At 45.1% G+C, this 25,711-nt stretch carries 18 protein-coding genes and 2 pseudogenes; 1 reads left to right on the top strand and 19 read right to left on the bottom strand.

Annotated elements, in window-relative coordinates; all coding sequences use genetic code 11:
• Positions 1-15: 15 nt before the first annotated feature.
• From AAA942_RS00975 to AAA942_RS00915, 13 genes are all read right to left on the bottom strand, one after another.
• Positions 16-1,605 carry a hypothetical protein gene (locus tag AAA942_RS00975; RefSeq protein WP_338218352.1) on the bottom strand — a complete coding sequence of 530 codons (1,590 nt, stop codon included), beginning with the start codon at positions 1,603-1,605 and terminating at the stop codon, positions 16-18.
• Complete coding sequence (locus AAA942_RS00970; protein ID WP_338218351.1) at positions 1,602-3,788, bottom strand: hypothetical protein; 2,187 nt, start codon at positions 3,786-3,788, stop codon at positions 1,602-1,604. The genes AAA942_RS00975 and AAA942_RS00970 overlap by 4 nt, the downstream gene beginning before the upstream one ends.
• A complete protein-coding gene (locus AAA942_RS00965) occupies positions 3,785-4,945 on the bottom strand; it encodes a BatA domain-containing protein (RefSeq protein ID WP_338218350.1) in 1,161 nt (386 codons plus the stop codon). Before AAA942_RS00965 ends, AAA942_RS00970 begins: the two co-directional genes overlap by 4 nt.
• Positions 4,945-5,811 (bottom strand): DUF58 domain-containing protein, encoded by an 867-nt coding sequence (locus AAA942_RS00960; protein WP_338218349.1) that lies wholly within the window; start codon positions 5,809-5,811, stop codon positions 4,945-4,947. The genes AAA942_RS00965 and AAA942_RS00960 overlap by 1 nt, the downstream gene beginning before the upstream one ends.
• Positions 5,801-6,793: an AAA family ATPase gene (locus AAA942_RS00955; protein WP_338218348.1), complete on the bottom strand. Its 993-nt coding sequence runs from the start codon at positions 6,791-6,793 to the stop codon at positions 5,801-5,803. The genes AAA942_RS00960 and AAA942_RS00955 overlap by 11 nt, the downstream gene beginning before the upstream one ends.
• Positions 6,794-6,958: 165 nt before the next feature.
• Positions 6,959-7,597 carry a DUF4159 domain-containing protein gene (locus AAA942_RS00950; RefSeq protein ID WP_338218347.1) on the bottom strand — a complete coding sequence of 213 codons (639 nt, stop codon included), beginning with the start codon at positions 7,595-7,597 and terminating at the stop codon, positions 6,959-6,961.
• A 106-nt stretch (positions 7,598-7,703) separates the two neighbouring features.
• The gene (locus AAA942_RS00945; protein WP_338218346.1) at positions 7,704-9,020 is read right to left on the bottom strand and encodes a TldD/PmbA family protein; all 1,317 of its coding nucleotides are present in this window, start codon (positions 9,018-9,020) and stop codon (positions 7,704-7,706) included.
• 14 nt (positions 9,021-9,034) lie between these two features.
• Positions 9,035-10,678: a TldD/PmbA family protein gene (locus tag AAA942_RS00940; protein ID WP_338218345.1), complete on the bottom strand. Its 1,644-nt coding sequence runs from the start codon at positions 10,676-10,678 to the stop codon at positions 9,035-9,037.
• 191 nt (positions 10,679-10,869) lie between these two features.
• A complete protein-coding gene (locus AAA942_RS00935) occupies positions 10,870-13,284 on the bottom strand; it encodes an ABC transporter permease (protein ID WP_338218344.1) in 2,415 nt (804 codons plus the stop codon).
• Between the two features lie 234 nt (positions 13,285-13,518).
• Complete coding sequence (locus AAA942_RS00930) at positions 13,519-13,875, bottom strand: hypothetical protein (protein ID WP_338218343.1); 357 nt, start codon at positions 13,873-13,875, stop codon at positions 13,519-13,521.
• 15 nt (positions 13,876-13,890) lie between these two features.
• Positions 13,891-14,775, bottom strand: coding sequence for a M14 family zinc carboxypeptidase (locus tag AAA942_RS00925; protein WP_338218342.1), 885 nt, complete (start codon positions 14,773-14,775; stop codon positions 13,891-13,893).
• Between the two features lie 78 nt (positions 14,776-14,853).
• Complete coding sequence (locus AAA942_RS00920) at positions 14,854-16,194, bottom strand: Gfo/Idh/MocA family protein (RefSeq protein ID WP_338218341.1); 1,341 nt, start codon at positions 16,192-16,194, stop codon at positions 14,854-14,856.
• A gap of 99 nt (positions 16,195-16,293) precedes the next feature.
• Positions 16,294-17,061 (bottom strand): 3-keto-disaccharide hydrolase, encoded by a 768-nt coding sequence (locus tag AAA942_RS00915; protein WP_338218340.1) that lies wholly within the window; start codon positions 17,059-17,061, stop codon positions 16,294-16,296.
• 136 nt (positions 17,062-17,197) lie between these two features.
• Here AAA942_RS00915 and AAA942_RS00910 point away from each other — a divergent pair, with 136 nt between their 5' ends.
• On the top strand, positions 17,198-19,738 hold the full coding sequence (locus tag AAA942_RS00910) for a M14 metallopeptidase family protein (RefSeq protein ID WP_338218339.1): 2,541 nt from the start codon (positions 17,198-17,200) through the stop codon (positions 19,736-19,738).
• 102 nt (positions 19,739-19,840) lie between these two features.
• Here the strand turns inward: AAA942_RS00910 and AAA942_RS00905 are convergent, their stop codons facing one another.
• From AAA942_RS00905 to AAA942_RS00880, 6 genes and pseudogenes are all read right to left on the bottom strand, one after another.
• A complete protein-coding gene (locus AAA942_RS00905; protein WP_338218338.1) occupies positions 19,841-20,242 on the bottom strand; it encodes an energy transducer TonB in 402 nt (133 codons plus the stop codon).
• A gap of 125 nt (positions 20,243-20,367) precedes the next feature.
• Positions 20,368-20,679: pseudogene (locus AAA942_RS00900) on the bottom strand (energy transducer TonB); the annotation flags it as partial.
• Positions 20,680-20,886: 207 nt separating this feature from the next.
• A pseudogene (locus tag AAA942_RS00895) lies at positions 20,887-21,315 on the bottom strand (M56 family metallopeptidase); the annotation flags it as partial.
• A 317-nt stretch (positions 21,316-21,632) separates the two neighbouring features.
• Entirely contained in the window at positions 21,633-22,001 is a 369-nt protein-coding gene (locus AAA942_RS00890) for a BlaI/MecI/CopY family transcriptional regulator (RefSeq protein WP_338218337.1), read from the bottom strand.
• Between the two features lie 359 nt (positions 22,002-22,360).
• The gene (locus AAA942_RS00885; RefSeq protein WP_338218336.1) at positions 22,361-23,197 is read right to left on the bottom strand and encodes a DUF4249 family protein; all 837 of its coding nucleotides are present in this window, start codon (positions 23,195-23,197) and stop codon (positions 22,361-22,363) included.
• A complete protein-coding gene (locus tag AAA942_RS00880) occupies positions 23,197-25,596 on the bottom strand; it encodes a TonB-dependent receptor (RefSeq protein ID WP_338218335.1) in 2,400 nt (799 codons plus the stop codon). The genes AAA942_RS00885 and AAA942_RS00880 overlap by 1 nt, the downstream gene beginning before the upstream one ends.
• Positions 25,597-25,711 lie beyond the last annotated feature (115 nt).

The raw sequence follows: 25,711 nt of genomic DNA, 5'->3' as shown, positions 1-25,711 counted from the left end.
TTGTGAACTTGGCGGTCAAAGCTTAGGCTCCAGCCACATCGCCCCCAAAAACAATAACATTCCAATCAAGCCAATCCAGGGAGAAATCTCCTTATACTGCTCATTTTCGGCCTTTCTGTAATCCTGTTGAAGTTCTGAAACAAACCTTGCCGTGCTTACAGCAGGAAAATCCGCCGCTTGATAGCTGTAAACCGAAAAATCAGTGCCTGAATCGATCCATCCGATTGAAGTTGCCTGCCAGATGCCTTTCGCCAAAAAGGGATTGATCGCACTTCGCTTCAACCAGACGGTATCCTCTCCAGCGCTCCAAATTTCCGGTAAACTATCCTGATCAAAAAGTTGAATCTGAGCTTCCAAACTTTGAAAAACGGGAGCATCCAGTCTTTTGGAACGAGGTTCGGCGGGTTCCATCGCTCCAAATACCTCTCCCCAAATCTCCTCATAGGACTCCATTTTCCCTTCCAACAGCAGTGGATAGGTTGATTCCAGCAGACTGATCCCTATTTGAGCATTCCCCAATCGCTGAATCGCAATTCGATTCTCCTGAAAAACTTCCTGACCGGCCTTTTCTTTCCAAGAGAAAGGCAAGGCATCCAATCCATTTTCCAATTCGGTCTTGGCCGGCTCCAACTCAAAATCCGTCCCAAAAAGCCGATTAACCTGCTGATTGAGTGTCAAAGGGTCGCCGACTTGGATGATCATCAGATTTCCATTACCAGTTTTCACCCAATCCTGAAGCGCTTTTTGATTGAGTTGGGCAGGGTCAATAATGCGGACTTGAAGGGAATCCGATTGGGGATTGCTCTGCAAAAAAGTCTCCCGGGAAAGTTGGACCTGCTCGCTTACCGTCTCTCCCTTTTCTCGAAGCCAATTGGCCAAAGTCCGACTTTCTGCGCTCGGAAATCCCATCTGAACCTGATACTTTTTGGAAGTGGAGGGCCCAATAAAGTAGCGAAGAATAGCAAGGGTATCTTTTTCCAGAACAAGAGGAAGCTCTACCCTGCCTTGACCGGAAGGTCTTAACTCGAGCATCCCTTCATTCCAACCTTTATCCAAAGCAACCGAATCGGACTGGGGAATTCCTAGTGACAGTTTTTGATCGGATTTTGAAGAAAAAACCGAAAACGAAACCCGCTGAACCTCCCCTTTTCGCAGGTAGCCTTTCCAGGAAATATCCCGGATTAAGCCCTGTTCACGGGGCAAAATCCAGCTGACTTGCTTTCCCCGAAGGGAATAAAGTTCTTCTTTGGAAAATTGCATTCCGAGCAAAACGACTTGGTCTGAGTGCAAGTCAAAATCCGATATTCCGACTGACTTATCCAAACCCAAACTATCCATCCAAAAGTCAAGCTCAGCCTGTTCTAGGCCTTCTCCATAGACCAACCAAAGCTTAGAATCTTTCAAATCCGAAACTTGAGGCCGAAGCAAAGAAATAGCCAAAAAAGCCCAAAATCCGAAAAATAGACCGGTTTTGACCCAAAGTCGATTTTTTGAAATTCCTTTCTTCCCATAAAAAAATACCGAAGCCAAACCGATCCCTAAGACCAAAATCAGGATGGTCCAAAGGAAAAAATCAGATGTTATCGGATCGAAGCTCAAACTCATGGATTCTTCTTTAAAAAGGCCTCCTTCAGGGCTTTGTTGGACAGCCTACTTGGGTCGGTGGGCTTGTAATTTTTGGCAAAAGGATATAGTTTTTCTCGAAGTAGATTTCTGCCCTTTTCATCCAATTTTCCCGCTTCCAATTCCTGCAACCCCAGCAAAACTGACCAATCCTCCATCCCGGTGTTTTGAATCCGTGCGGTCCACAATTGTCCCAACTGCTTGACTTTTTCCTTTTCAGCAGCAGTCAAATCCTGCTTAAGCAAAAAACCCAAAACCTCAGAAGCCAGCGGTTCGATCTGAGCTTCCAGTTCGGCCAATTCCTTTTCCAAGCGGGTTCCCAATTCCTCCAACTTTCCACTAAGACGGATTTCATCCGCTTTGATCGGAGGCGGGTCATAGCCTGTTCGCTTGATGTAAACCCTGGATTTTTGCTGCACGGTTTTCAGCATTTCCAAGGCTTTGTACTGGTAAGGAAGGGATTTTTCGGGTTCAAAAAGCCGCAAATACAGCTCTGCCTGCCACATTTGCTCGAGGGCTGACTTCAGTGCACCTCGCGTACTTTTTTCAAAATAGGTGTTCATCTCCTCCGAATCGTGGGCGTGCATGTAGTCCGCAAGCAGATTCTCGATTCCTCCACCTGTATTCGTCTCTTCCTCCCCATGATCGTGGCCCTCATGGCCTTCGTGGCCTTCTTCCTCGATTTTGAAATCCGGATCATGCTCCCCTTCCTGATCGTGCAGGTGCATGTACCCGCTCAACAGATCGCCCTCCTGCCCTTCCATCGTGCCACCTCCTGCCTCGGACTCAAATTCCTCTCCGAGATATTGTCCATAGCGCAGGCGAAGCAGTTTTTGGTCGTAGCCAATCTCGTTTGAAGTGAAATTGAAGTCCTTTTCCGACTTCTTCTTTCGCTCGGCAATCAGCTTTTCCGTATCTATGATGATTTGTCGTTGACTGCGGAAATAATCCGGCAAAACATTAATCGCCATTCCCGCAAAAGCTTCCTCACTGTCGTCATTTTCATTGAAATACTTGATAAAATAGGTATCGGACCGGGAAAAATTCGCTTCAGGTTGCTTGTTGTCCTTCGCCGACCAATAGTAGTACAGCTCATCCCCAGGCTGAAAATCCATATCGGAAAGATCCAAAACTAATTCGCTGGATTTCCTTTGAAATGGCCTGCTTTCCACCGGAATCTGAGTTTCCCTAAACTTCACATTCTCTCCTCTTCCTCTGGCCAATGTCGCAACTATCACGACCTCCTGAACAGAAAAATCATCAGAAATTTGAGCCTTGAGCGGGATTTTAGGATTGTTTCCGGGGAAAAAGAACTTGTACATCTCTTTCTCTTCAGGCTCAATTACTGGACTTAGATCCTCTTTTGCCTCGAGGGTGTAAAACTCCGATTGGAAAACAGCCTCTCCATTTTTGAAAGCCTGAATGGAATAAATGCCCGAACCGAGCAATTCTTCCTGAAGTGAAAAAATGCCGAAATTGGCCTGAAATGGAAGCTTTTCATTCCCTGAATTCACGAGAAAAACTTCCAACTCATCTCCATATTGGAAGTCCAATTCCCATTTTATCTTCGAACCTTTCAAAGCTTTAATGTTCAGATTGGATTCGGTTTTGGAGGGAATTCCAGTGTATGACGGGGACTGAATCTGAACTTGGGCAGATTGTAGAATGGGTAGGTTTGCAGGATTAGAAACCGCTTGCGCCAGTTCATTTGGCTGAGAAATAGAGATTAAAGGAGTTGGATTGGGATGGCTCAAATAAGGAATGACAAAAGAGAGCAGAGCTGAACAAGCAAAAACCGTCAAAAAGGGCCAAAGCCCTGATCCCCAAACCGAGATTTTCTGGGGTATTTGTTTCAAAATCCGAGAAATCTGTAGCCGTTCGGCAATGTTCAATTCCTTTTTGTCCAGCAGTTCCAAACTGAACTCCATATTTCCGGCCTGCTGATGCACGATCCGAACTGCCTTTTTTCGCTGGCTTCGAAAAGCTCCCAAAACCATAGCAATGATCACCGTACCTGCACCGATTACCACACTTTTCCAAGTAGCATATTCCCACCAAAGTCCCAAAATCAGGGCAAAACTCACATTGAGCAAAAGAGCCTTCAACCAAAGGTTGGCCAAAAGCTGACGCTCGATCGAGGCGATATGTGCTTGGAGTTTATTCACAGGTTGGCGCGATAGGCGAGAAAGCGTTCGACAGCAAAGAGGATCACCAAGAGAACCAACAGCACTTCATTCAGGTTGGCGGTTTTGCTCAATTTGGAGCTTGGAATGGCTAAAAACTTTTTTTCGAGCTGAGTTTTGGTGATTTTCAGATCAGGTTTTTCCATTCCCAAATTAGCCAAAATCCCTTCCAAAATCAGTTCCGGCAGAAGCCCTTTTTCTACCGTTTCCTCCCAGTTCAGATTAACCAAATGGCTAAGGGCCAAGACTTTTTTTGAAATCTTATATCCTTGATTTTCTGAAAGAAATACTAATTTATTTCCATCAAAATTTGAAGTCAACGAATCTGAAAACAGCAGTTCAGCTGTATTCAAATTCCCTTCATTAAAGCGGAAACTATAAACCTCTGAAATCGCAGACAAGGCCCTTTGAATACTCGCTTTTCTCTCCTCCGAAATTATCCCAAAGGCGTAGGAAATCTGACCCGAAATGGTCTTGGATGCATTGCCATTTGTAGCCGTTTTGACCAAGATCCCATTTTGATCCAATTCCAAAAACTCGCCTGATTCCAGGCTGACAGCCGGATTCGATCCGTTGGGAAGGTAATTCTCAGCCACTCGGATCACCGGATTTTGAGGCAACCAATAGGTTTCTTTTGGAAAAAATGAGGATTGCAATGAAGTGTAGAGATAAATCGAGTCCAAGTCCGTATTCAGTTCATCGAGGTAGTCTTGCAATTCTTCTTGAGAAAAATCCACCGCCGAAACCTGCTCCGTTCCATATTCCGGCAAGCCAGTTCCAATCCAGCGAACTTCCTGCCCTTTTTGAGTCGCCTGCTCCAGTTCAAACCGGAACTCTGCCTCCACTTGCTCATCCGGCCAAATCAGATGCACCACTTTGTATTCCCGACTGCTTCCAAATCCTTTCCAAATCAACCCCGCCAACAAAAAAACTAGCGTTGCAATGAGCAGGATTCGGATCAAAAGCAACAACCAATTCTCCAACTTGATCGAACGGCTGGATTGGGATTCTTTGGGATCGAGCCACGGAAAAGCCGCCCAAGCGATCACTTTGCCCTTTTTCCCATTCCACAAATGGATCAACACGGGAATCGTCAAACCCAAAAGTCCCCAAAGCAAAGTCGGCTGAATCCACTCCATCAGGCTAACTTTTTACGATTCAAAATCTGCCGAACCACCCCTGCCAAAGGTTCTTTCATGGAAACCCGGATCAATTGCACATTTGGCGCTTGAAAAGTTTGATCCAAGTGATCGAGATAGGCTTGAAACCTCTCGCGAAACTGAGTCTGCATGGCCCGTGCATCCTGCACCACTTCCTGTCCGGACTCCAAATCCCGAAAAACAAAGTTCCCCTCCAGATTGAAGTCCAACTCCTGTTCACCCAAAATCTGAATCAGCATCAGCTCTTTTCTGGGATGATTGAAGGATTTGATGAGGTTTTCCCATTCGGATTCCTTTTGCAAAAAGTCAGAAACCCAAATCACCAACTCTCGTTCTTTTCCCTGAAAAAAAGATTCTGAAATCGGCTGCAAGGGCCAAGAATCGGCCGCTTTGGCCTGCTCCAAAAACAACAAAATCCGTTGGAAACTTTTGGGTGTGGGTGCTACTTTTTGCTCGATTTTGCCTTCGAAAAGGGTAAAATAACTCAAAGCATCCCCCTGCAAAAATCCCAGATAAGCCAAAGAAGCAATCAGGTTTTTGGCATAATCCAGCCTTGAAACCCCATTATCGATATAATTCATTGATCCTGAAAGATCCAACATCAAACGGATATTGAGATTGCTTTCAGTAGTGGATTCTTTGATCATGTACTTGCCGGATCGGGAAAAATACTTCCAATCAATCCGCTTGAGATCATCCCCAGGCTGATAGTGCCGGTATTGCTCAAACTCGCTGCCGACCCCCACCCGAATGCCCGAATGGATACCTTGCCTCAGCTGCTGACTGATCAGTCGGGCGGCGAGACGCAGGTCGTTGAGCTTGATGATTTCCAGATTACTTGTCATGAACTGGGACTTGCTCGAGGATCTTTTTGATGATAAAGTCGGTATCCAACTGCTCAGCCTCTGCACGGAAATGCAGGGAAATTCGATGCCTCAAAACCGGATAGATCAGGTGCTGAATATCTTCAGGAATCACGGAAAACCTGCCTTTGACGATAGCCCGGGCTTTGGCACAAAGGACCAAAGCCTGTCCGGCACGGGTGCCTGCCCCCCACTCCACGAAGTTTTTCACTTCGGCTACTGAGGTGGTTTCTAATCTCGTCTCCCGGATCAGGCGATTGATATAGGCCAACAAAGCTGAGTCCAAATGAACTTGTCGGGTGAGTTCCTGAAGTTGTTTGACTTCCTCCCCTGACAAAACTTTCTGAGGAGATCCTTTATAGGTTCCTGTGGTTTTTTGGAGAACTTCGAGTTCCTCCTGCTCGGAGGGATAGCCCAATTTTATATAAAGGAGGAATCTATCCAACTGTGCCTCGGGAAGCGGATAGGTTCCACTTTGCTCGATGGGGTTTTGGGTAGCTATGATCAAAAAAGGATCAGGAAGCGGGTAGTTTTTTCCGGCATAGGTCACCAACTTTTCCTGCATGGCTTCCAGCAAAGCTGCCTGAGTTTTGGGAGGAGTTCGGTTGATCTCATCGGCCAAAACCATATTGGCGAAGATCGGCCCTTGGTTAAACTGGAAAAACTTTTTGCCCGTGCTGTGATCCTCCTCGAGAATTTCTGTCCCGATGATGTCACCGGGCATCAGATCCGGTGTAAACTGAATCCGCTTGAAGCTCAGCTCCATCACCTCGGAGATGGTTTTGACCATCAGGGTTTTGGCCAAACCGGGAACTCCTTCCAGCAGGCAGTGCCCTCCTGCCAAAAGGGTGATGATCACCTCGTCTAGGACTTCCTCCTGTCCGACGATGACTTTGGCAATTTCTTTTTTCAGCTGTGGAATCTTCTCTACCAGCTGTTGGTATTTGATGAGTTCGGTCTCCAAGTTGGTTTAGGTTTATGACTTTTTGGATTATTTCACGAATAAATAAAATTTGAAATCATTTCGAGGTTTAAATCCCCGTAGCCCCCTTGATAAGGGGGAATTTGCCAAAATCCAGCATCAAACTTTATATCCTTTGGTTGAGCGAAAGTTTTGGGACACATAGATTTAGGTTAAAGCGTAAACGATAATATTTACCCCGAATCGGGTATTGTCGATTTTGTTAAAGCGTTTGTTTCGAAAATCGTAATCCCATTCGCAGCCATAGTCTTTGTTGCTATATAGCACACCAATGCGGCCATTGATCTGAATGGCCTTCAGGTAATCGTGAACCAAATCATCACCCCAGCCATTGAGCTCGAAGGAAGTGGTAGGCGGACCATCCTCAAACTCAAAGAAGCATCGGTAGAGCCAATGGTCGTTTGGGATTTTTTGCAAGGCTTCTTCTCCGAAGGTTCGGGCCATTTCTTTTTCGAAGGACTTGGCAAAAAGCCCGTCAATATCATGATTGCAGTCATCGACAAAGACAAAACCTCCCCGCTCCACATAGTTTTTGAAGATTTGCCGCTCCTTTTGGGTAAACTCCACGAGCTTGTGTCCGCTCAGGTAGCAGAAGGGACTTTTATACATCTCCTCACTGCTGAGCTCAATCACTCGCTCTTTCTCATCCACCGGAATAGTTGTGTACTCCACCAGGCTATGTAGGATATTGGAAGGCATGCGCTGATCCGTATCCCAATTGCCGGAGGTGTATTTGATTCGGGTGAAGAAGAAAATTCCAGATGGCAGTTTCCAGTTGGCAGTCACAGAGTTCAGTTTACATGCAGTAAGCAGTAAGTGGTAAAAAGTAAGTAGTTCCTTTACTACTCACCAGTTACCACTTACTTTTCACAGGTATGGAAAGGCTATCAAATTAAACAGCGTCCGACAATGAGGTAAAGGTGAAGTCCCTGATCTTCATCGGAGGCACCATGTTTCCGCCGGTTCGTTCGGGCTTGCCCATCGCTTCAATATTGTTGAGCATGATGATGGGGCTTTCGTTGAAGCGGAAGTTTTTCACCGGGAATTTGATCTGACCGTTTTCGATGTAGAAGGTACCGTCTCGGGTAAGTCCCGTGTAGAGCAAAGTCTGAGGATCTACTGCCCGGATATACCAGAATCGGGTCACCAAAACCCCACGCTCGGTATTTCGGATCATGTCTGCTAAGGATTGATCACCCCCTTGGAAAATCACTCCTCTTGGTCTGGGTACGGGCTGAACACCTTGCTTTTGAGCCCAATAGCGGGAATAAAACATGTTTTTCACCGCGCCATTTTCCACCCATGTTGTCTTTTCCAAAGGCAAGCCTTCTCCTGACCAAGGAGCAGAGGGAATATCCGGGTGATTGGGATCGGAGTAGATATTTACCCGCTCATCAAAGAGCTTTTCTCCCAATTTGGTCCCTCCGCCTTTTTTACTCAGGAAACTTCGGCCTTCGTCGGCATTTCGGGCATCCATGGCAGAAGTCAGCAACCGAAGGAGGTCATTGGCTGCCATCGGTTCGAGAATCACGGTGTATTTTCCGGGCTCGATGGCTTGTGCATTGACCGAGGCTTTGGCTTTTTGCACTGCAATATTGGTCACCGGTCCTGCCTTTAGGAGACTGGCGTCATTGAAGTCTTTGCCGGCATAGCCTGAACCTGTTCCATCGGCTGTTCTTACTGTGACGGTGAAATCCACCGAAGTGCTTTGGTTGTAGCCAAACAGGCCTTTGCTGTTTCCTGTGGCCACAAATCCGGTGAAATCTTCCAAATATCCCGCCGCAGTCAGGTTGTTTTCTACACAGGGTTGGATGCTGTCCACAGCGAGCTGCGCACGATAGTCAGGATTGATGGAGTCAGTTGCCTTGGCAAAGGTCTTGGATTCAGCATAATTCTGAGGTCCGAGCATGGGCATGTATTCCGGGTTTTCCGGAGCCAATGCGGCGATTTCTTCGGCCCTTGCCACGGCTCTTTTGAGAGATTCATCATCAAATTCATTGATGGTGGTGGTCCCTGATTTTTTACCATATACCGAGGTGATTGCGAGACTTAGCTCATTAGTCTCCCCACTGGTATTGACTGTGTTTCTTGCATAGCGGATGTTTCCGGTTCGGCCACCGCTGATGGTCACCTCGGTTTCATCGGCTTTGGCATAAGACAACACTTTATCTATGATTGCTTTAGCTTGTTCTTGAGTTAGTATAGCCATGTTGATTTTGAGGATTAAATAGTTCTACCGGTATTGATTACATTGACTCCGTCAAAGCGGGTGGTAGGACTACCGTGGGAAACTGCAGATACTTGGGAAGGCTGGCCCTTGCCGTCAAAGAATGACCCAAACAGGCGGTAATCGTCTTTGTCACAAAGGGCAGAGCAGCTGTTCCAGAATTCTTGAGTATTGGACTGATAGGCGACGTCTTCCAGCATTCCGGCAATTTCTCCGTTTTTGATTTCGTAGAAAAGCTGACCTCCAAACTGGAAATTGTAACGCTGCTGATCGATGGAATACGAACCACGACCCAAGATGTAAATTCCTTTTTCGATGTCCTTGATCATGTCGTGCGGGCTCATTTTAGCCTCACCCGGCTTCAGGGACACGTTTGGCATGCGCTGGAACTGCACCGAACTCCAATTGTCCGCAAAGCAGCAGCCGTGAGATTCGGATTCATTGATGATTTTAGCCTGATCTCGGATGGCTTGGTAATTTACCAACACACCATTTTTGATCAAATCCCACTCCTTAGTCTGCACGCCTTCATCGTCCCAACCTACATTTCCAAGGGAATTGGGCTGGACTTTGTCTGCGACGATGTTGACGAGGTCAGAGCCGTACTTGAAGTTTTTGGTTTCCCACTTATCCAAGGTAGCGAAGCTCGTTCCCGCATAGTTGGCCTCATAGCCAAGTACTCGATCCAGCTCCAGGGGGTGCCCCACAGACTCGTGAATGGTCAATCCCAAGTGATCCGGATCGAGCATCAGGTCGTATTTTCCGGGCTGAACAGACTTGGCTGTCAGTTTTTCCTTGGCGTGCTTGGCAGCCGTGACGGCGTCTTCCACCATGTCATAGCTATTGCGGTAGCTATTGAATCCGGCCGGATTCATGAACTTTTCGGAAGCTAAGCCATCCAAATATTCATAACCCATTCCCATGGGAGCGCTCAGTGCCTGACGGGAACGGAAAAGCCCTTCCTGACGATTTACAGCAGTCACTGTGAAGTTTGGCCAAATGCGGTGAATATCCTGATCGATGTAGGAACCATCGGTAGAAGCGAAATACTTCTGCTCATTGATCATGAAAAGCGCGGAGTTCACAAAAGCAGCCCCATTATCCAAGGCAGCATTGTTGACAGAAAGCAGCAAATCAATTTTGTCTTTGACCGGCACTTCCATCGCATTCTTCTGGATGGGAGTTTTCCAGCTAACTTCTCCATACGCTTTGACCGGAGCGAGTTCTACAGGTTCTTTTTGGAGTTTGGAATTGGCTTTTGCGATAGCCACGGCCGTTTCTGCACATTTTTTAATCCCGTCAGGAGTCACGTCGGAGGTGGCAGAAAAGCCCCAAGTGCCGTTTGCAATCACGCGGATACCGACTCCGAAGGACTCGGCATTGGTGATTCCTTGTACGTTTTTCTCTCGCGTAAACAGGTACTGCTGCAAATAGCGGCCGATACGGACATCGGTGTAAGTAGCGCCCAGACTTTTGGTCGTGTTGAGTGCCACATCAGCCAAAAGCTTTTTGGCAGCAGCATCCATTCCGGGGGCCATGAGGTGCTCAGCGGCGACGGGTTTGCTGAAAGCCACCAAACTTGGGACCATCATTGCACCCAAACCAAGCCCTGAATAGTGTAGAAAGTCTCTTCTTTTCAATGGATTGTAGTTATGGTGATAGTAAATCTCTTTTTTTAAAAGTAAGAGGATTATTGATTGGATTCAACTGGATTGTTATAGTGGTGGAAAAAAGACCTTATCGGAGGAAAAATTACCCTTGAGCGGTCAAAACAGCTTGGATTTCATCCCAAAAAAAATCTAAAAACAGAGTAGAAAGTACTATTGGATTCCTACTCGTCCCGAAGATTATTTATGGGGTTTTGAAAATTAATCTTCAATGCCTGAATCCAAACCAAGACCCCTATCAACATTCCAAAACCAAGTATAGGAAGTACAAATACCCATAAATTTGGTGAGATCCTAAAAGCATAACTTTCCAACCAAAAAGTACCCAACCAGGCTACAAATGGTCCACTGACCAGGCCCGCAACAAGCAGAAAAATCACAGCTTCCTTGCCCAACAGATTTAGAAAATCTTTCAGTTCTGCCCCTAGGGTTTTTCGGATGGCCAGTTCCTTGGTTCTCGAGTTGGCGACCCAAAAAAGCAATCCATAAAATCCGAAAAAGGAAATCAGCAAAGTCAAGCCTGTAAATAGCTTCATGGCAGTAAAGAAATTATTTTCTTGTTCATATTGCCTGTTAAAAAAATCATCCAAGAAGAAGAACTGAATAGGGTTTGATGGAAAAAAAGAGGCCCAAAGCTGTTCGGTTTTTTCTACCACAGCCCGATCCAACCCTTCCTGAAAATGGACAAAGAAATAGGAATCGGGCAATTCCCTCAATTCAAAAATGACAGGCTGAAACTCCTCCTGAGCACCTAGCAAATGGAAGTCTTCTACCACCCCAATAATTTCCGGAGTGGAATTGATTCTGTAATGGATTTTTTGCCCTATTGCATCTTTAGGACTCTCAAAGCCTAAAAATCGGGAAGCCTGTCTGGAAATCACCAGGCCTTTTTCTTGAGGCTTTTCAGGAGAAAACAGCTCCCCTGCCAACAGGCGCATTTTAAATTCTTTTAAAAATCGGGAATCCACTTGCGAAAAATAATAGGTTTGGGCACCCTCTTCTGATTGATTTAGCTGCCGGACATACCCCTCTGCCTTTCCCCGAATGGGTTGCCCTGGAACGAAATTGGAGGAAGAGACAGAATGGACTTCAGGCATTTTTCGGATTTCTTCCAAAAAAGTAGAGAGCCTTTGATCCCAGTTTTCTTGATCAATGATGACAGTGGGTCCGGTAAGAACCAAGGTTTGATTGAGCTCAAAGCCCAAATCCTTTTCCTGCATAAACCGTATCTGCTGATAAATCAGAAGGGTAAATGCGACGACAAAAATTGAAACGGTAAACTGAAGAATCACCAAAGGTTTTTGGAACTGTGGAGCCTGAAATCCTTCAGGAATCAGCTTTTTATAATTTCTACAGGCAATAGACCAAGCAGGATAAAACCCTGAAATCAGGACCGCAAGAACCCAAATCAATAGGGCCAGAAGAATATTTTCAAAAAGGAAAAACGGCGACAACAAATCCAAACCGGTAATCGATTGAAGCAGGGGGTTAACTAGCACAATAATCAAAGCGGCTAATCCTAAAGCAAGCATATTGATCAGAGCGGCTTCCAAAACCAGCTGTCTGAAAAGCTGGCCTTTGCTGGCCCAAAAGATCCTTCGCAGACTCAGTTCTTTTTGCCTCTGGATCGATCGAGCCAAAGTGAAATTGATGTAGTTTGTACAGGCCAAAACCAGCACCAAAAATGCCAAACCCACCATGATCCAAATCGATCCGGGATCCCCGTTTGCTTTGAATTCATTGAGTAAATGAGACCGCAAATGGATGGAAGTCAAAGGCTGTGTAAAAAACGAAAGACCTGTATTGGGGAAATGGTCGGAAGAAATTTGGGCTAATGCTTGATTCAGATCGGCCTCAGATTTTCCATTCCTAAGTTTGACATAAGTGAAAAACTGATCTCCCCAATTCGCAAATTCCCGGTCAGGTTCCGCGTACAAATCCAAAGAAATCAAGACAGAAAACTTCAAATGCGTATCGTCGGGAATTGATTTTAAGACTCCAGCTACTGTATAATTTCTAAATTCTTCATATCCCTCAGAGCCATAAACCCCATAAGATCCATTGACCAAAAGAGGCTGTCCAACTGGATTTTGCTCACCAAAGAGGCGTTCTGATACTTCTTGGGTCAGGATCACTGCTTGAGGGGTTGACTTCCAAGTAGAAACCGATCCATAGAGAAACTCAAAGTCAAACAAGTCGAAGAAAGTATTTTCCACTCCCACTATATCCTCCTGAATCAGGATCTCCTCACCAGCCTGAAGACTGGTATTCGAACTATTTCTATGGATTCTAACCGCAGACTCAATCAGGCTGCTTTGGTCAAAAAGGTGTCTCCCCAAATTGGAAAAAGTGGATGCGCTGAGAACTTCTCCCCCGCCTTCAATCTCTTTGGATTGGGCAATCCGATACACTTGTTCAAAATCTGAGTGAAACTGATCGAAATGCGTTTCCTTGGACCAATAGCTGAGCATCAAAAGACAAGTAGCAATACCCAAACTTATTCCTGCTAGGCTGATTCCATTATAAAAAGGATTGGAACGGAAGCTTCTGAGACTGGTCTTAAGGAGATGAGATACCATGGAAATAGGTTTAAATCCTTTAATTATTTGAGAAAGTCTTGCCAAAGAAAAACCATCTCAGTTTCCTTGAATGATGGATTTGTAGAAGTTTATAATAATTCACCCGCACAAAAACGTGCGAATCCGAACGAAACAGATATGACATTGAATCTATAAAAGAGCTAACCGGCGACAGGAATAAATGAATAAAGATCTAGCTACTTTAATCCTGAAACTGTCAAAACATGGACCTTCTTATTTCCACTTTTTCTTATTCAAAATCTTCATCAACTCCTGCCCCAAATATTTCCCTTTCAATTGAATTATATCCCTCGGGGTATTATCCCCTACTTCGAAGGTCATGGACTCGGCCTGGTGTACAAAAAAGAAATAAGAGTTGGACGTCACACTTCGCTCATTGCCTTTATTGGGTCGGATATTTGGCACGTATCCGGGGATACGTTTGGATGATCTCTTAATGACTTTTGGAATCAGGCCCGGAAAATTCCCTTCAAGTTCTTCATTATTGGTATAAAAGATATCTTCCCAAGTGGAGTGAAAGTCCGCTGCGAAAACAAACTTCCCTCCACTTTCCTGAACTTTTCTAACCATAAAATCCTCCAATGCTTATGTTTCCGGCTGATTAAAATTCACCCAATCCCGGTTCAAATCAATCCCGCCCAAATTGTGCCTCCAGTGCCCATTGGCCACTCCATCAGGATTCATTTGTGGCATGAGATAAAGGTTATACTTACTTCGAAACTTCCGGGCTTCCGGACTATCCTTGATGATTTCTTCCATAAAAGCCTGCATTGCCAGATACCCCGTCAATTCGGGTGGGTGCTGCATAGAAATCACCATCAGCATTTCACTATCATCAGCCTCCCCTATTTTCAATACCTCAAGTGGTCTTCCAGCTTTACTCTTTCCGATCGGAATCACTTCAACAAAATCCTTTTGGAGTAAGGCCTTTTTCCATTCTTCAACATGCTCTGTACCCATTCGGTCCTGAGCAGCGATCCACAAAGTATCTGATTGAGAATTGACTTTAAGGAAAGCGCTTTTGGGTCCACCTGATTCGGTTTTGGGGAGGAAAAAATCACTTGAATCCATATTGGAAAATACTTTCCCATCCAAACTAAACTTGGGATAATAGCGATGAAAGCCCCGTTCCCCATAGGTAAACTCAATCCAGAAATTCTGCGGTTCGGCTGACCAAAGCTTAAAAGCATACCAAGGACTGGGATTGATCGGTTCATTTTCAGGAAGAATAGTTACCCGGATCAGCGAATCATTTAACCGTAATGCATCATTCAGTCTCGCCCCTTCCATTTGATTGGAAAAGTAAAGTCCATTCCCCAGATCGAAAGTTTGCTTCGTTTGAATTTGTACCGGGAGATCAATTGTTTCGACGATTTGGATCGGCTCTTGCCCTTCCCATTGCGCAGTAGATTTGCAGGCAAGGAGGATTAAAAGGGGCAACAGAGAAAATGATGGTTTGAGACGTTTCATGATTTGCAAATAAATGAAAAAACCCTCCGAATTTCTCCGAAGGGCAATTTCAAATATCAAATTTCTAATTTCAAATCCTTACACCTTTGGCACATTCCAGCCATTGTGGTAATGCGCTTTCATCAGCTGATTGGCCTCTGAATCGGTGAACATATTTTTCCCTGCATCCCAATACACCTTCTTTCCGGTTTTGTAGGCAATATTTCCCATTTGGGCATTGATCGCGGCTACCGAACCGGTTTGGATGGCACATTTTAGTAGTTTAGGATCATTGGCAGTTACCGCCTCGACAAAGTTGACCGCATGAAGATCTAAAGCTGAGCCCTGAGGTCGGGTATGAGGCACTTCATCCACTTTTGGCTTGCGCTGCCCGTCCACATTTTCTGTTTCAGGAATGACTTTCCAGCCACCACGGTTGACAACCAAGGTCGCATTGTTTCCGATGAAGGCGATTCCTTCAGTCGTCCCGTAATTTCCTCCATCAATTCCGGTAGCATGCTCCCAAAGCATATTGAATCCTTCGTATTCATACACCGTCTGCAAGGTGTCCGGTGTCTCGGAAGCATCATCCGGATAGGCGAATTTTCCTCCAGAAGCCATCACTGATTTCGGTGCACTGACTCCCATCGCATACAAAGCGATGTCGATCTCATGCACTCCCCAATCGGTCATCAAACCACCCGCATAATCCCAAAACCAACGAAAATTGAAATGGAAGCGGTTGGCATTGAATTCTCTTTTGGGTGCAGGACCCAGCCACATGTCGTAATCCACTCCAGCAGGAGCCGGTCCATTTGGCACGACAGGTACAGGCTTCATCCAGCCTTGATAGGCCCAGCATTTCACCAGACGGATTTGCCCTAGTTTTCCTGATTTCACATATTGAATGGCTTCATCGTATTGAGAACCGGATCGCTGCCATTGCCCTACCTGAACTACTTTTCCATAGCGTTCTTGAGCTTTGACCATGATTTGGCACTCTTCAATGGTATTGGCAATGGGTTTTTCTACGTAGAGATGCTTTCCGGCAGACACTGCATCTACCATATTCAGACAATGCCAATGATCTGGAGTACCGATGATCACTACATCGATATCCTTGTCTTCGAGCATTTTGCGGTAATCTTTATACTGCTTGGGTCGGGTACCACGTAACTTGAAAACATCTTCGGTACGCTGATCTAAGACACTTTGATCTACATCACAGAGGGCGACACAGTTGACCTGGGGAATTTTGAGATGGGCATTCATATTGGACCATCCCATACCTTTACAGCCGATGACTCCATAATTTATCTGGTCATTTGGTCCGATCGTGCGGGTAAATTTCCCGAAATCGGCAGCAGTCAAAATTGACGGCATGCTGAGTCCAGCCCCGAGGAGCATGGTGTTTTGTATAAATTTTCTTCTTGAGGACATGATGGTTATTGTATTATTGGTTATTGAGAGAAAAGTGAAATTTCGGATTTGGGATTTCGGAGGTCGGAAGACCCGAAATCAACCATCCGAAATCCGAAATCACAACGGTCTGACCCAGATATTTCTGAATCTCACCGGATTGCCATGATCCTGCAATTTTATTGGCAATTCCTCTGCATGTGCTTTATAATTCGGAATACCGATGTACTCGGTAGGACCTCTCAGGATCACATTGTTTTGGACCACTACCCCATTGATTAACACAGTAACTGTAGCAGGAGAAGTCAATACTCCATTTTTATCAAATCTCGGAGCTTTGAAGATGATATCGTAATAATTCCACTCACCTGGAGCTCTCAGCGGATTGACCAAAGGCGGATATTGCTTGTAGATCGAACCTGCCTGTCCATTGGTGTACGTCTTGCTTTCGTAGCTGTCCAAGATTTGCACTTCGTACATGCCCATCAGGAAAAAACCTGAATTTCCTCTACCCTGACCTTCACCCACGATTTCGGTAGGTGCGGACCATTCCACATGGTATTGCGCATCTCCAAAGGGCAGTTTGGATTGAATATCTCCTTTTCCCCTGACGACCACCAGTTCACCATTTTCAATTTTCCACTCTGCTGGACTCGAACCGTCTTTTGCTGATACAAAATTGCTCAAGCTGGTTCCGTCAAAAAGCACGATGGCATCCGATGGAGGAAGATTGTTTTGGGCTCCGGGTGTGATTTTGGGAGGCACAGGGGTGTAAAATTCCGTAGCCTGAGGAGGCATGGGGGGTGGTGTTGGGTTTTGCTGGGCGATGGACAAATTCGTCAAGCTCAAACCGCTTGCGATCAAAGCCAGGGTCAAAAGTTTCTTCATGGTACAATAGATTATTTTAGGACATTGGACTAAGCTAATAAATTACTGGAAAAAAGGCGTGAAACGAAAAGCCGTTGATGGATTTTTGCTGGAATTACCCAAATCCTTTTCTACTTTTCCCAAAAAAAACATCGAAATGAAAAGACCTTTACTTGGATTGATTTTCGGCTTTATCTTGACCTTACAAGCCTTTGCTCAGGAGGAATATTACTTCCCCGGAGAAAAATTTGACCCCTCCATTCCTTCCCCCTCCCAGTTTTTGGGTTACCCAGTCGGAGATTGGCATACGCGGTATGACCTGATCGTGAAGTATTTTGAAAAACTCGATCAACTGAGCGAAAGCGCTCAGCTTTTTACCATCGGCTACACCCATGAGCATAGACCCAAAGTGATCCTAACCATCGCTTCGGTCAAAAACATGGGAAATCTGGAAGAAATCCGCCAAAAACAACTCCAATTGGCAAATCCTTCCCAGCCCAAACCTGATGTGGCGTCTATGCCTTCGATCATCCACTTGGGCTATGGCGTTCACGGAAACGAACCCTCCTCGGCCGAGGCTGCAATGCTGACTGCTTATTGGCTGATGGCTTCCCAGTCAGATTTGGCGAAGAATCTCAGAGAAAATTCCGTTGTCCATATCGACCCTACGCTAAACCCAGACGGAAGAGACCGTCACAGCCTTTGGGCTAATTCCAACAAAGGTTTCCCTGCTGTTGCTGATCCTTTGGATCGTGAACACAATGAAGCTTGGCCGGGCGGTCGTACCAACCATTATTGGTTTGACCTGAACCGGGATTGGCTTCCGCTTGCCCATCCCGAATCGCAAGTGAAAGTCGAATGGTATCATCAGTGGTATCCCAATGTGACCACGGATTTCCATGAAATGGGCACCAACAGCACCTATTTCTTCGAACCGACCAAACCATATGGCTCAGAAAATCCGGTGGTACCAAGAAAAAATTACGACGACATCAACCCGCGTTTTGCCAAATATTTTGCCAAATACATGGACGAAATCAGAAGCCTGTATTGGACCAAGGAAGTCTTTGACAACAGCTATCCGGGCTACGGATCGACTTATCCAGACATCCACGGGGGCTTGGGTTTGGTTTTTGAGACTGCCAGCTCCAGAGGTCATGTGCAAAATAGCCAACGCGGACCGATCACCTTTGCCTTTACCATCCGAAATCATGTGGTCAACTCCCTAGCGACTATGGAAGCTGCCTTAGACAATCGGGAGTACATGCATGAGTACCTCAGAGAGTTTTTGGTTAGTGCGGTGGCGGAAGGAGCCAAAGACCCTGCGAAAAACTATGTTTTCGGCGATGAGTTTGACGAAAGCAGAAATCGGCTTTTTGTCCAATTCCTTTTGGACCACAAGATCAAGGTCTATGAAAACTCAGCTGACCTCAGCGCTGGAGGTCAATCCTTCAAAAAAGGAAAATCCTGGGTAGTTCCTACCAATCAGCCTCAGTACCGCATGGTGCGGACCATGTTTGAGTATGTGAAAGAATTTGCCGATTCGGTATTTTACGATGCTTCAGCCTGGACCATGGCTGCTGCCTATGGGATGCCTTTTGCGGCTGCGCCTGCGGCAAAAACAGGAAGTCAAGTAGCTGAGGTCAAAGCTCCAACTTTAGTATTTCCTGAAGGAAAGGCCTATGCTTATCTGATTGATTGGTCGGATTACTACGCTCCGAAGATGCTTTTTGAACTCCAAAAAGCGGGAATTCATGTAGAATCAGTTCACCGACCGTTTTCCTCCCAAACTCAGGATGGAAAAGTGGATTTTCCGGCAGGAACCCTGATGATTCCCATGGGCTTTCAGAAAATGAATACAGAAGAAGTCAGTGCCAAAATCAAGGAAATCGCCGCCATAACCCATCAGCAGGTGTACGCCGTTCAGACCGGGCTCAATCTGAGCGGGATTGATCTCGGTTCTAATTTGGTTTCTGCCGTACAGCAGCCTAAGGTCTTGATGATGGTGGGTACTGGCGTAAATTCTTACGAAGCAGGGGAGATTTGGAATCTCCTGGATCAGCAGGTAGGTATGCCGATTACCAAGGTGAACGTGGAGCAGTTTGGCCGAGTGAATCTTCACAATTACAACACCCTGATTCTTCCTTCCGGCAATTACAATTCCCTTTCTGAGGGACAGGTCAATCACCTCAAAGACTGGGTAAATCGTGGGGGAACGATCATTTCCATGAAAAGCGCCTCTCTTTGGCTCAATCGAGTAGGCATCACCAAAGAAGAAGCAGTGAAGCTGGAAGAGGATAAAGAACCGGCTTCCCTCCCATTCAATACCCGAAATGACTTTGAGGGAGCCAAGGAAGTAGGCGGAAGTATTTATCTGGCCGAACTGGATTTGACGCACCCGATCTCCTATGGCTATCACCGAAAAAATCTCCCCGTGTACAGAAATACGGATATTTTCATCAAGCCATCAGCAGACAAATACCTCACTCCGATCAAATACACGCCAAATCCTCATTTGGGAGGATACATTTCCAAAACCAATTTGGAAAAATTAAAGCAGAGTGCCGGAGTGGTGATTTCACCTTCAGGTCAAGGCAGAGTGGTTCACTTCTTTGACAGTCCCAATTTCAGAGGCACTTGGTTCGGTACCAACAAGCTATTCCTGAATGCCCTTTTCCATGGGGATAATATGGATTAGGCCATTTGAGATTTGATGCTTCGACTAAGCTCAGCACAAGGATTAGAAAAAAAGCCGCTGGATCAGGGATTCAGCGGCTTTTGAGTTAGAAGTTGGTTTAGTTTACATTTTAAATTGTATAGGCAAGGTTACTTGCGTATTGACTGCTTTCCCCTCCTTTTTACCAGGAGTCCATTTTCCGGATTCTGCAACTACACGAACTGCCTCCTCGTCACATCCTCCCCCAATACCGCGGAGCACTTCAATAGTGTCGACCGAGCCATCCGCTCTTACCACAAAAGTTACCATGACCATTCCTTGAATATTCGCTTCCTTAGCCGCCTCGGGATATTTGAGGTTATCAATCATATATTGGGTAAAGCCCTGCATTCCTCCTGGAGGCGAAGGCATTTCCTCCACTTGCTTGTGTACGGTTTCTTGGGCTTTTGCTTCATTAAATTGAAAGCTTAATGCCAAAAGAAATGTCAAAAGAATTAAAGCTTTAATTTGAATCAGACTTTTCATAGTATGTTATTCTATTTGGATTTATGGAGGGAATTGTAAGCTACAACGACCACTTCATTAGCAGAAGGAATCACTTCCTCAGCCGAAGATAATTCTGTGAGATTAGGTTTATTTTCACTACCTGCAAGCTTAAACCTGATTGGAAGCCTCATTCTGCAATTAACAGCAATTCCTTTTTGATATCCAGGAGTCCAATTTGGAGCTTCAGCTACCACTCTAAGTGCTTCTTCATCTGCTCCGCCTCCGATGCCTCGAAGGATTTCAGGGTTGGTAATTGATCCGTCTGAATTAATTGTAAAGACTACGATGACTGTTCCTTCGATTCCCATTCTTCGAGCCTCTTCGGGATATTTCAGATTTTTGGCCAGATATTGATTCCAACCTGTCATTCCTCCAGCAGGATTAGGCTGGTCCTCGACTACATCAAAAATTTCTTTTCCGTCTTTGCCTACATCACTTACTCTCGCCATTAGGTTGGAAGGTGACATAGAAAGTGGTTTTTCGACCATGGTAGGCCCTTCAATTTCCTCTACAGGAGTGATCTCACAGGAAAATACGGTGACTAAGAGTGCTACTGCCGGAATCAGTCCCAGAAACCGGACCTTTTGGTGTGGTGTTGAGTTGGTTTTAGTTAGCATAAGGATACGTTTTTTGGTTTGAAACTGGTTAAAGTTGTTCATGAATTGCCATGAAGGCCTTGATGTCACCAGATGAAGGAGAAGCGTCGCATATTCCTTTCTGGACACCTGGTGAGTGACTCCCTGATCTGCTTGATACTCATGCACTTCTCTAAGGGAACTCTCGAAGGCGTAAATCATTGGATTAAACCACAAAAGTATTTTTGCTGCATTGACCAGAAGCAAATCCCAACTATGAAGCAGACGAACATGCATGGATTCATGAGTGAGAATCTGTCGTTGTTGGGGGTCATTCAGGTCAAAATCAGGCATCAAAATATAGCTGAAGAAGGAGGCCGGTGAGAAATCCGGATGAACTGCTACCCAGTTTTTGTCAAATTGGGTCAGTTTGGCTTTTCCAATCTGTCTTTGGGCAGTAATGAAACCTAAAATCATTCTGGCAGCCATTACCACTACTCCGAGCAGGTAGACAAAAAGAACCCATTCCTGCCAGGAAAACCCTTTGTCCTGAATCTGAACGGTATTTTGCCCTACCTCAAAGACCGGAAGAACAAACTCTCCAATTCCTGCAGATTGAATCGTGAAAAACGAAAAATCAATCGCAGGCAGGATCAGAGCAGCAGTCAAAATGAGCAGGAGAACGGCTCTGTTCCAGGAAAAAAAAGTCAGTCCGCTCAGAAATCCTCTGAACAATCCCAGCCCGATTCCAAGAGCCAGACTGACTTTTAGGAGGTATAGCAGTACCTCGTTCATTACTTGTTATCCTCCATTTGGTCGATCATTTTCTTAAGTTCTTTGACCTCCTTCTGAGAAATATTTTTCTCCTTTACCATAAAGGAAAGGAAGTTGCCCACAGAACCTTCAAAGAAATTACCCACCAGCCTTTGAAAACTCTTTCGGCTGTAATCCTCCTGATCGATGGCAGGTTTGTAGATGTTCACCGTGCCATACATTCTGTGGGTGAGATATCCCTTGGATTCAATATTCCTGATGGTGGAGGCCAAAGTGGTATACGGTGGCTTTGGTTCAGGAAGTAGGTCCAAAACGTCACGGATCAAAAGCTCTCCCTGACTCCAGAAAATAGACATGATTTGCTCTTCGTGCTGATTTAATTCTTTCATAATTTGGTGATAAGTTTTAATGATTTACGAATTTTAAGTAAGTCTATGAATTAATTTTAAAACCTGCAATTAATATTGGATTTTTTTTCGCCATTATTTTTAAAAAAATCAGAAGCCGGATAAAAATCTCTTTTTCCAATCCTTCCGATTGGAATCTGGAACAATTGGAATTTGGCCTAAATAAGGGTTTAAGGGCGTTTTTGGAGTATTCCTACTCTTTCAATAAGCTTAGAAATTGTAAATTTCTTTTTTGATTAGTTGAGACTTCTTTTTGTGTTTTTCTGAGGAAAATTGAATCTTCCTGGGTTAGGTTACCCCGATTTCCTGATCCTCTCAGGGTTGATCAAAATAGAAATTGGTCAATCATACTTTGCCTGAATGACTACGGTCCTCACTAGAACCGGAGAAACCATAAAATAGCCTAAAACCTCAGGCTTACCTTGAACCACCCTGATGTTCGTAGTTGGGTTTTGAGGAGGGGGACTAAACAGTCCACCATCGTTGAAAAGTAAATTTACCAATTCATTGAGGTAATCATAGGCGTCACGATTGAGTCGAAAAAGCTCCAATCTCACCCGGTCATTTTCCTCAAAAGCATAGCCCAATTCAAGGCCCTGCTCAAAAAACTGCAGTCCGAAAGTATCATCAAACAGAAGGTAATCATCTCTTTGATTTTTCAGGGTATCATTTTCAATGACACGGATTCGATAATTATTATCCTCCTCAAAAGGTACCTTTCCATACACCTTGATGTAGTAACCTTCTTCCCTAAAAATCCTTTCTTCTTCAAATTGCCAGGTCAAGCTATCCAAAATCGGTGCCTCCAACATCACACCTTCGGATTGGTAGATATTTTCTCCCCATTTGACATTCAGTTGATACCGCTGGCCCACTACTGCCCTTTCCAAGGGATTGATTGGTCGATAGGTATTGAGTCCGGGCAAAAACTGGAATGGAATCACTTTATCTGTACCGGGAATAGTGATCATTACCTCTGCATCCCGGATAATTTCAGTTTGCAAGGAATCGTAGTAGTCTTTTGACAAGGATATCCTGACTTCATTATAAGTCCCTTGGTCAGTCCAGAACGCCTCAATAGTTGGGATCAACTCTTCCTTACTACCCAAGGGTAAAACCACCTCTTCCTGACAGGAAGAAAATAAGAAAAGCACTAGTACAAAAAGCGTATATCTCATCAGAATTGAAAATTATAAGTAATGGAAGGTAAAACCGTAAATAAATAGGTCATCACTACTCCTGGCCTTGAGCTAATTATATCTCCATCTTCTGATGGATTAAAGTTGATGTCATTGTTGTAAATATCTCTAAACTCGTAAGCAAAGGGGTTTTTCCTGCCATAGAGATTATAAACACTGAAATTCCAGCTTCCCTTCCATTTTCTTCCCTTATCCGCATTTCTCCAGGTGATGGAGGCATCCATTCGGTGGTAATCCGGAAATCGATCCAGATTTCTCAATTCTGGATAGAGCGGGACATTCTGATTGTCTACAACATAGGAACCGACCGGAAAAGTCACTGCCAAGCCAGAAGTGTAGACAAAGGTTAAGCCTGCGGACCATCTTGGGTTAAATTCATGATTGAGTACCAATGTCACATCATGTGGCCGGTCAAAGCGGGGATTGTACTTTTGATTGAGACTGACTCCTTCGATTTGTCTCCAGGTCCGGGACCAGGTGTAAGAAAGCCATCCGGTAGTTTTTCCGGTATTTTTCCGGAGTAAGGTCTCCACGCCGTAGGCCCAACCGTCACCGGAAAGAACCTCCGTTTCCACTTGATCGGTAAACAGAACCTGAGCTCCGTTTCTCAAATCAATGACATTCCTAAGGTCTTTGTAATACCCCTCAACAGATAGCTCCCACCGATTATTGTCAAAATTTCGAAATAGCCCCAAAGATATCTGGTCACTTTGGATGGGGCGGGTGTATCGGTCTGCCAGCATCCAGCGATCAATGGGAAGTCCGGCAGAACTATTGGTGGCGATCTGTACATATTGGAAATTTCTGTTGTAAGCTGCTTTGACTGAAAACTGCTCATCGATCAAATACCGAAATGCCAATCTTGGCTCCAAGCCTTGATAGAACTGCATCGGTTCCCAAGCATCAAAACTCTCGGTGCCAATTTCACCATCACGCTCGGGCCTATCGTCCGGATAGGAATACTCCACTCCCTCTCCTACCTGAGTATAAAGTCCCCATCTCAAACCTGCCTCCATACTTAGCCTAGGAGAAAAATTCTGATTGAGTCCAAAAAAGAGATTATTAAGCAGTCCGTTTTTCGGATTGGTCACTATTTCTCCTATTCCGCTTTCAGGATCAGGGGCAAGGTCTACAGGGGAGAATTGGTAAAATTGGCTGTGAATTCCCCAGTTGATTGTGGATTTATCAGACAGTACTCTAATCCAATTGGCCTTTATCCCCGACTCTGAGAGCCTGTTGGTCCATTCAAATCCGTTTTCGGGATCATTGATGTCCACGATGTACTGATATCTGGAGTAGTAAGCCTGCAGATCAAAAAAGGAAGTCTCGGAGTTGACCCGATTCCAATTCACAGAATTCACCCAATTGTTCCATCCCAAGCCAAACTGATCATCCAATCCCAAAAAGTCCGACCCTTCATAAATACTGAAAGAAAGCTTGTCTCTTTCTCCCAAAAAGAAAGAAAACCTCCCACTCAGATCGTAAAAATTCAGTTTGTTGTTCCTCAGATTTTCATCTCGGGATAGCTTCAAAAACAAATCGGCATAGGTTCTTCTCCCACTGACAATAAATGAAGAGTTTTTTCCAAAAAGAGGGCCGTCCAAAGTCAATCTAGAGGAAATAGTCCCAATCCCTCCCTGTCCGTGAATCTGATTCCTATTCCCCTCCTGAAGGGAGACGTCAATTAGAGAAGAAGCCCGTCCACCAAATGAGGCAGGCATATTCCCTTTGTACAAGTCCACTTTGCTTAAGGCATCGGGGTTGAAAACAGAAAAAATCCCAAAGAAATGAGAAGCATTGTAGACAGGTGCTCCGTCCAATTGAACCAGATTTTGATCAGCAGAACCACCCCGGACAAATAGACCTGTCGTCCCCTCTCCGGCGGTCTGTACCCCGGGTAAAAGCTGCAGAGAACGAAACAAATCCACTTCCCCAAAAAGAGCCGGAATATTTTTTATTGTTTCTATGGGCACACTCGCTTTGCCCATTTCCAGGTTTTTGATCTGCTCATCGGGCCGTCTTTCTTGGATAATAATCTCTTCCAAGGACATTTCCTCGGGCTTGAGGAAAAAACGAAGGCCCTTTTCACCGTCCTTAGCCTGAATGACCCGCACTGATCGCTCATAGCCAATATAGGAAATCACCAATTTGGCAGGGAAAGTCACTGAGATGATTTCAAAATCTCCGTCCAAACCTGTCACTACGCCTGAAGCTGTATTGCCTTCCCAGTAGACATTGGCACCTATCAGAGGTTGAGAACTTACCGCATCAAAAACCTCTCCCCTGATCTTGGGGGCGTTTTGGCCAAAAGAAAAACCCAAACAAAAGGTAAAACTGATCCAGAAGGTAATGACTCGAAAAACAGAAAGGAGGGGCATCTGAATAGGTGAATATCCTTGGCGAACGGACAAATGAGTTTAATGTTTGTTAATTCTTGGGAAAGTTGATGGCTTTGAAGTACCGCTCCCAAAAAGCCGGCTTTCAAAATTAGGT

The sequence above is a fragment of the Algoriphagus sp. oki45 genome, from assembly GCF_036245605.1.
In the GTDB taxonomy this organism is placed as follows: domain Bacteria; phylum Bacteroidota; class Bacteroidia; order Cytophagales; family Cyclobacteriaceae; genus Algoriphagus.
The sequence above is the reverse complement of the archived record's forward strand: the minus strand, read 5'-3'. Positions and strand labels throughout refer to the sequence as shown.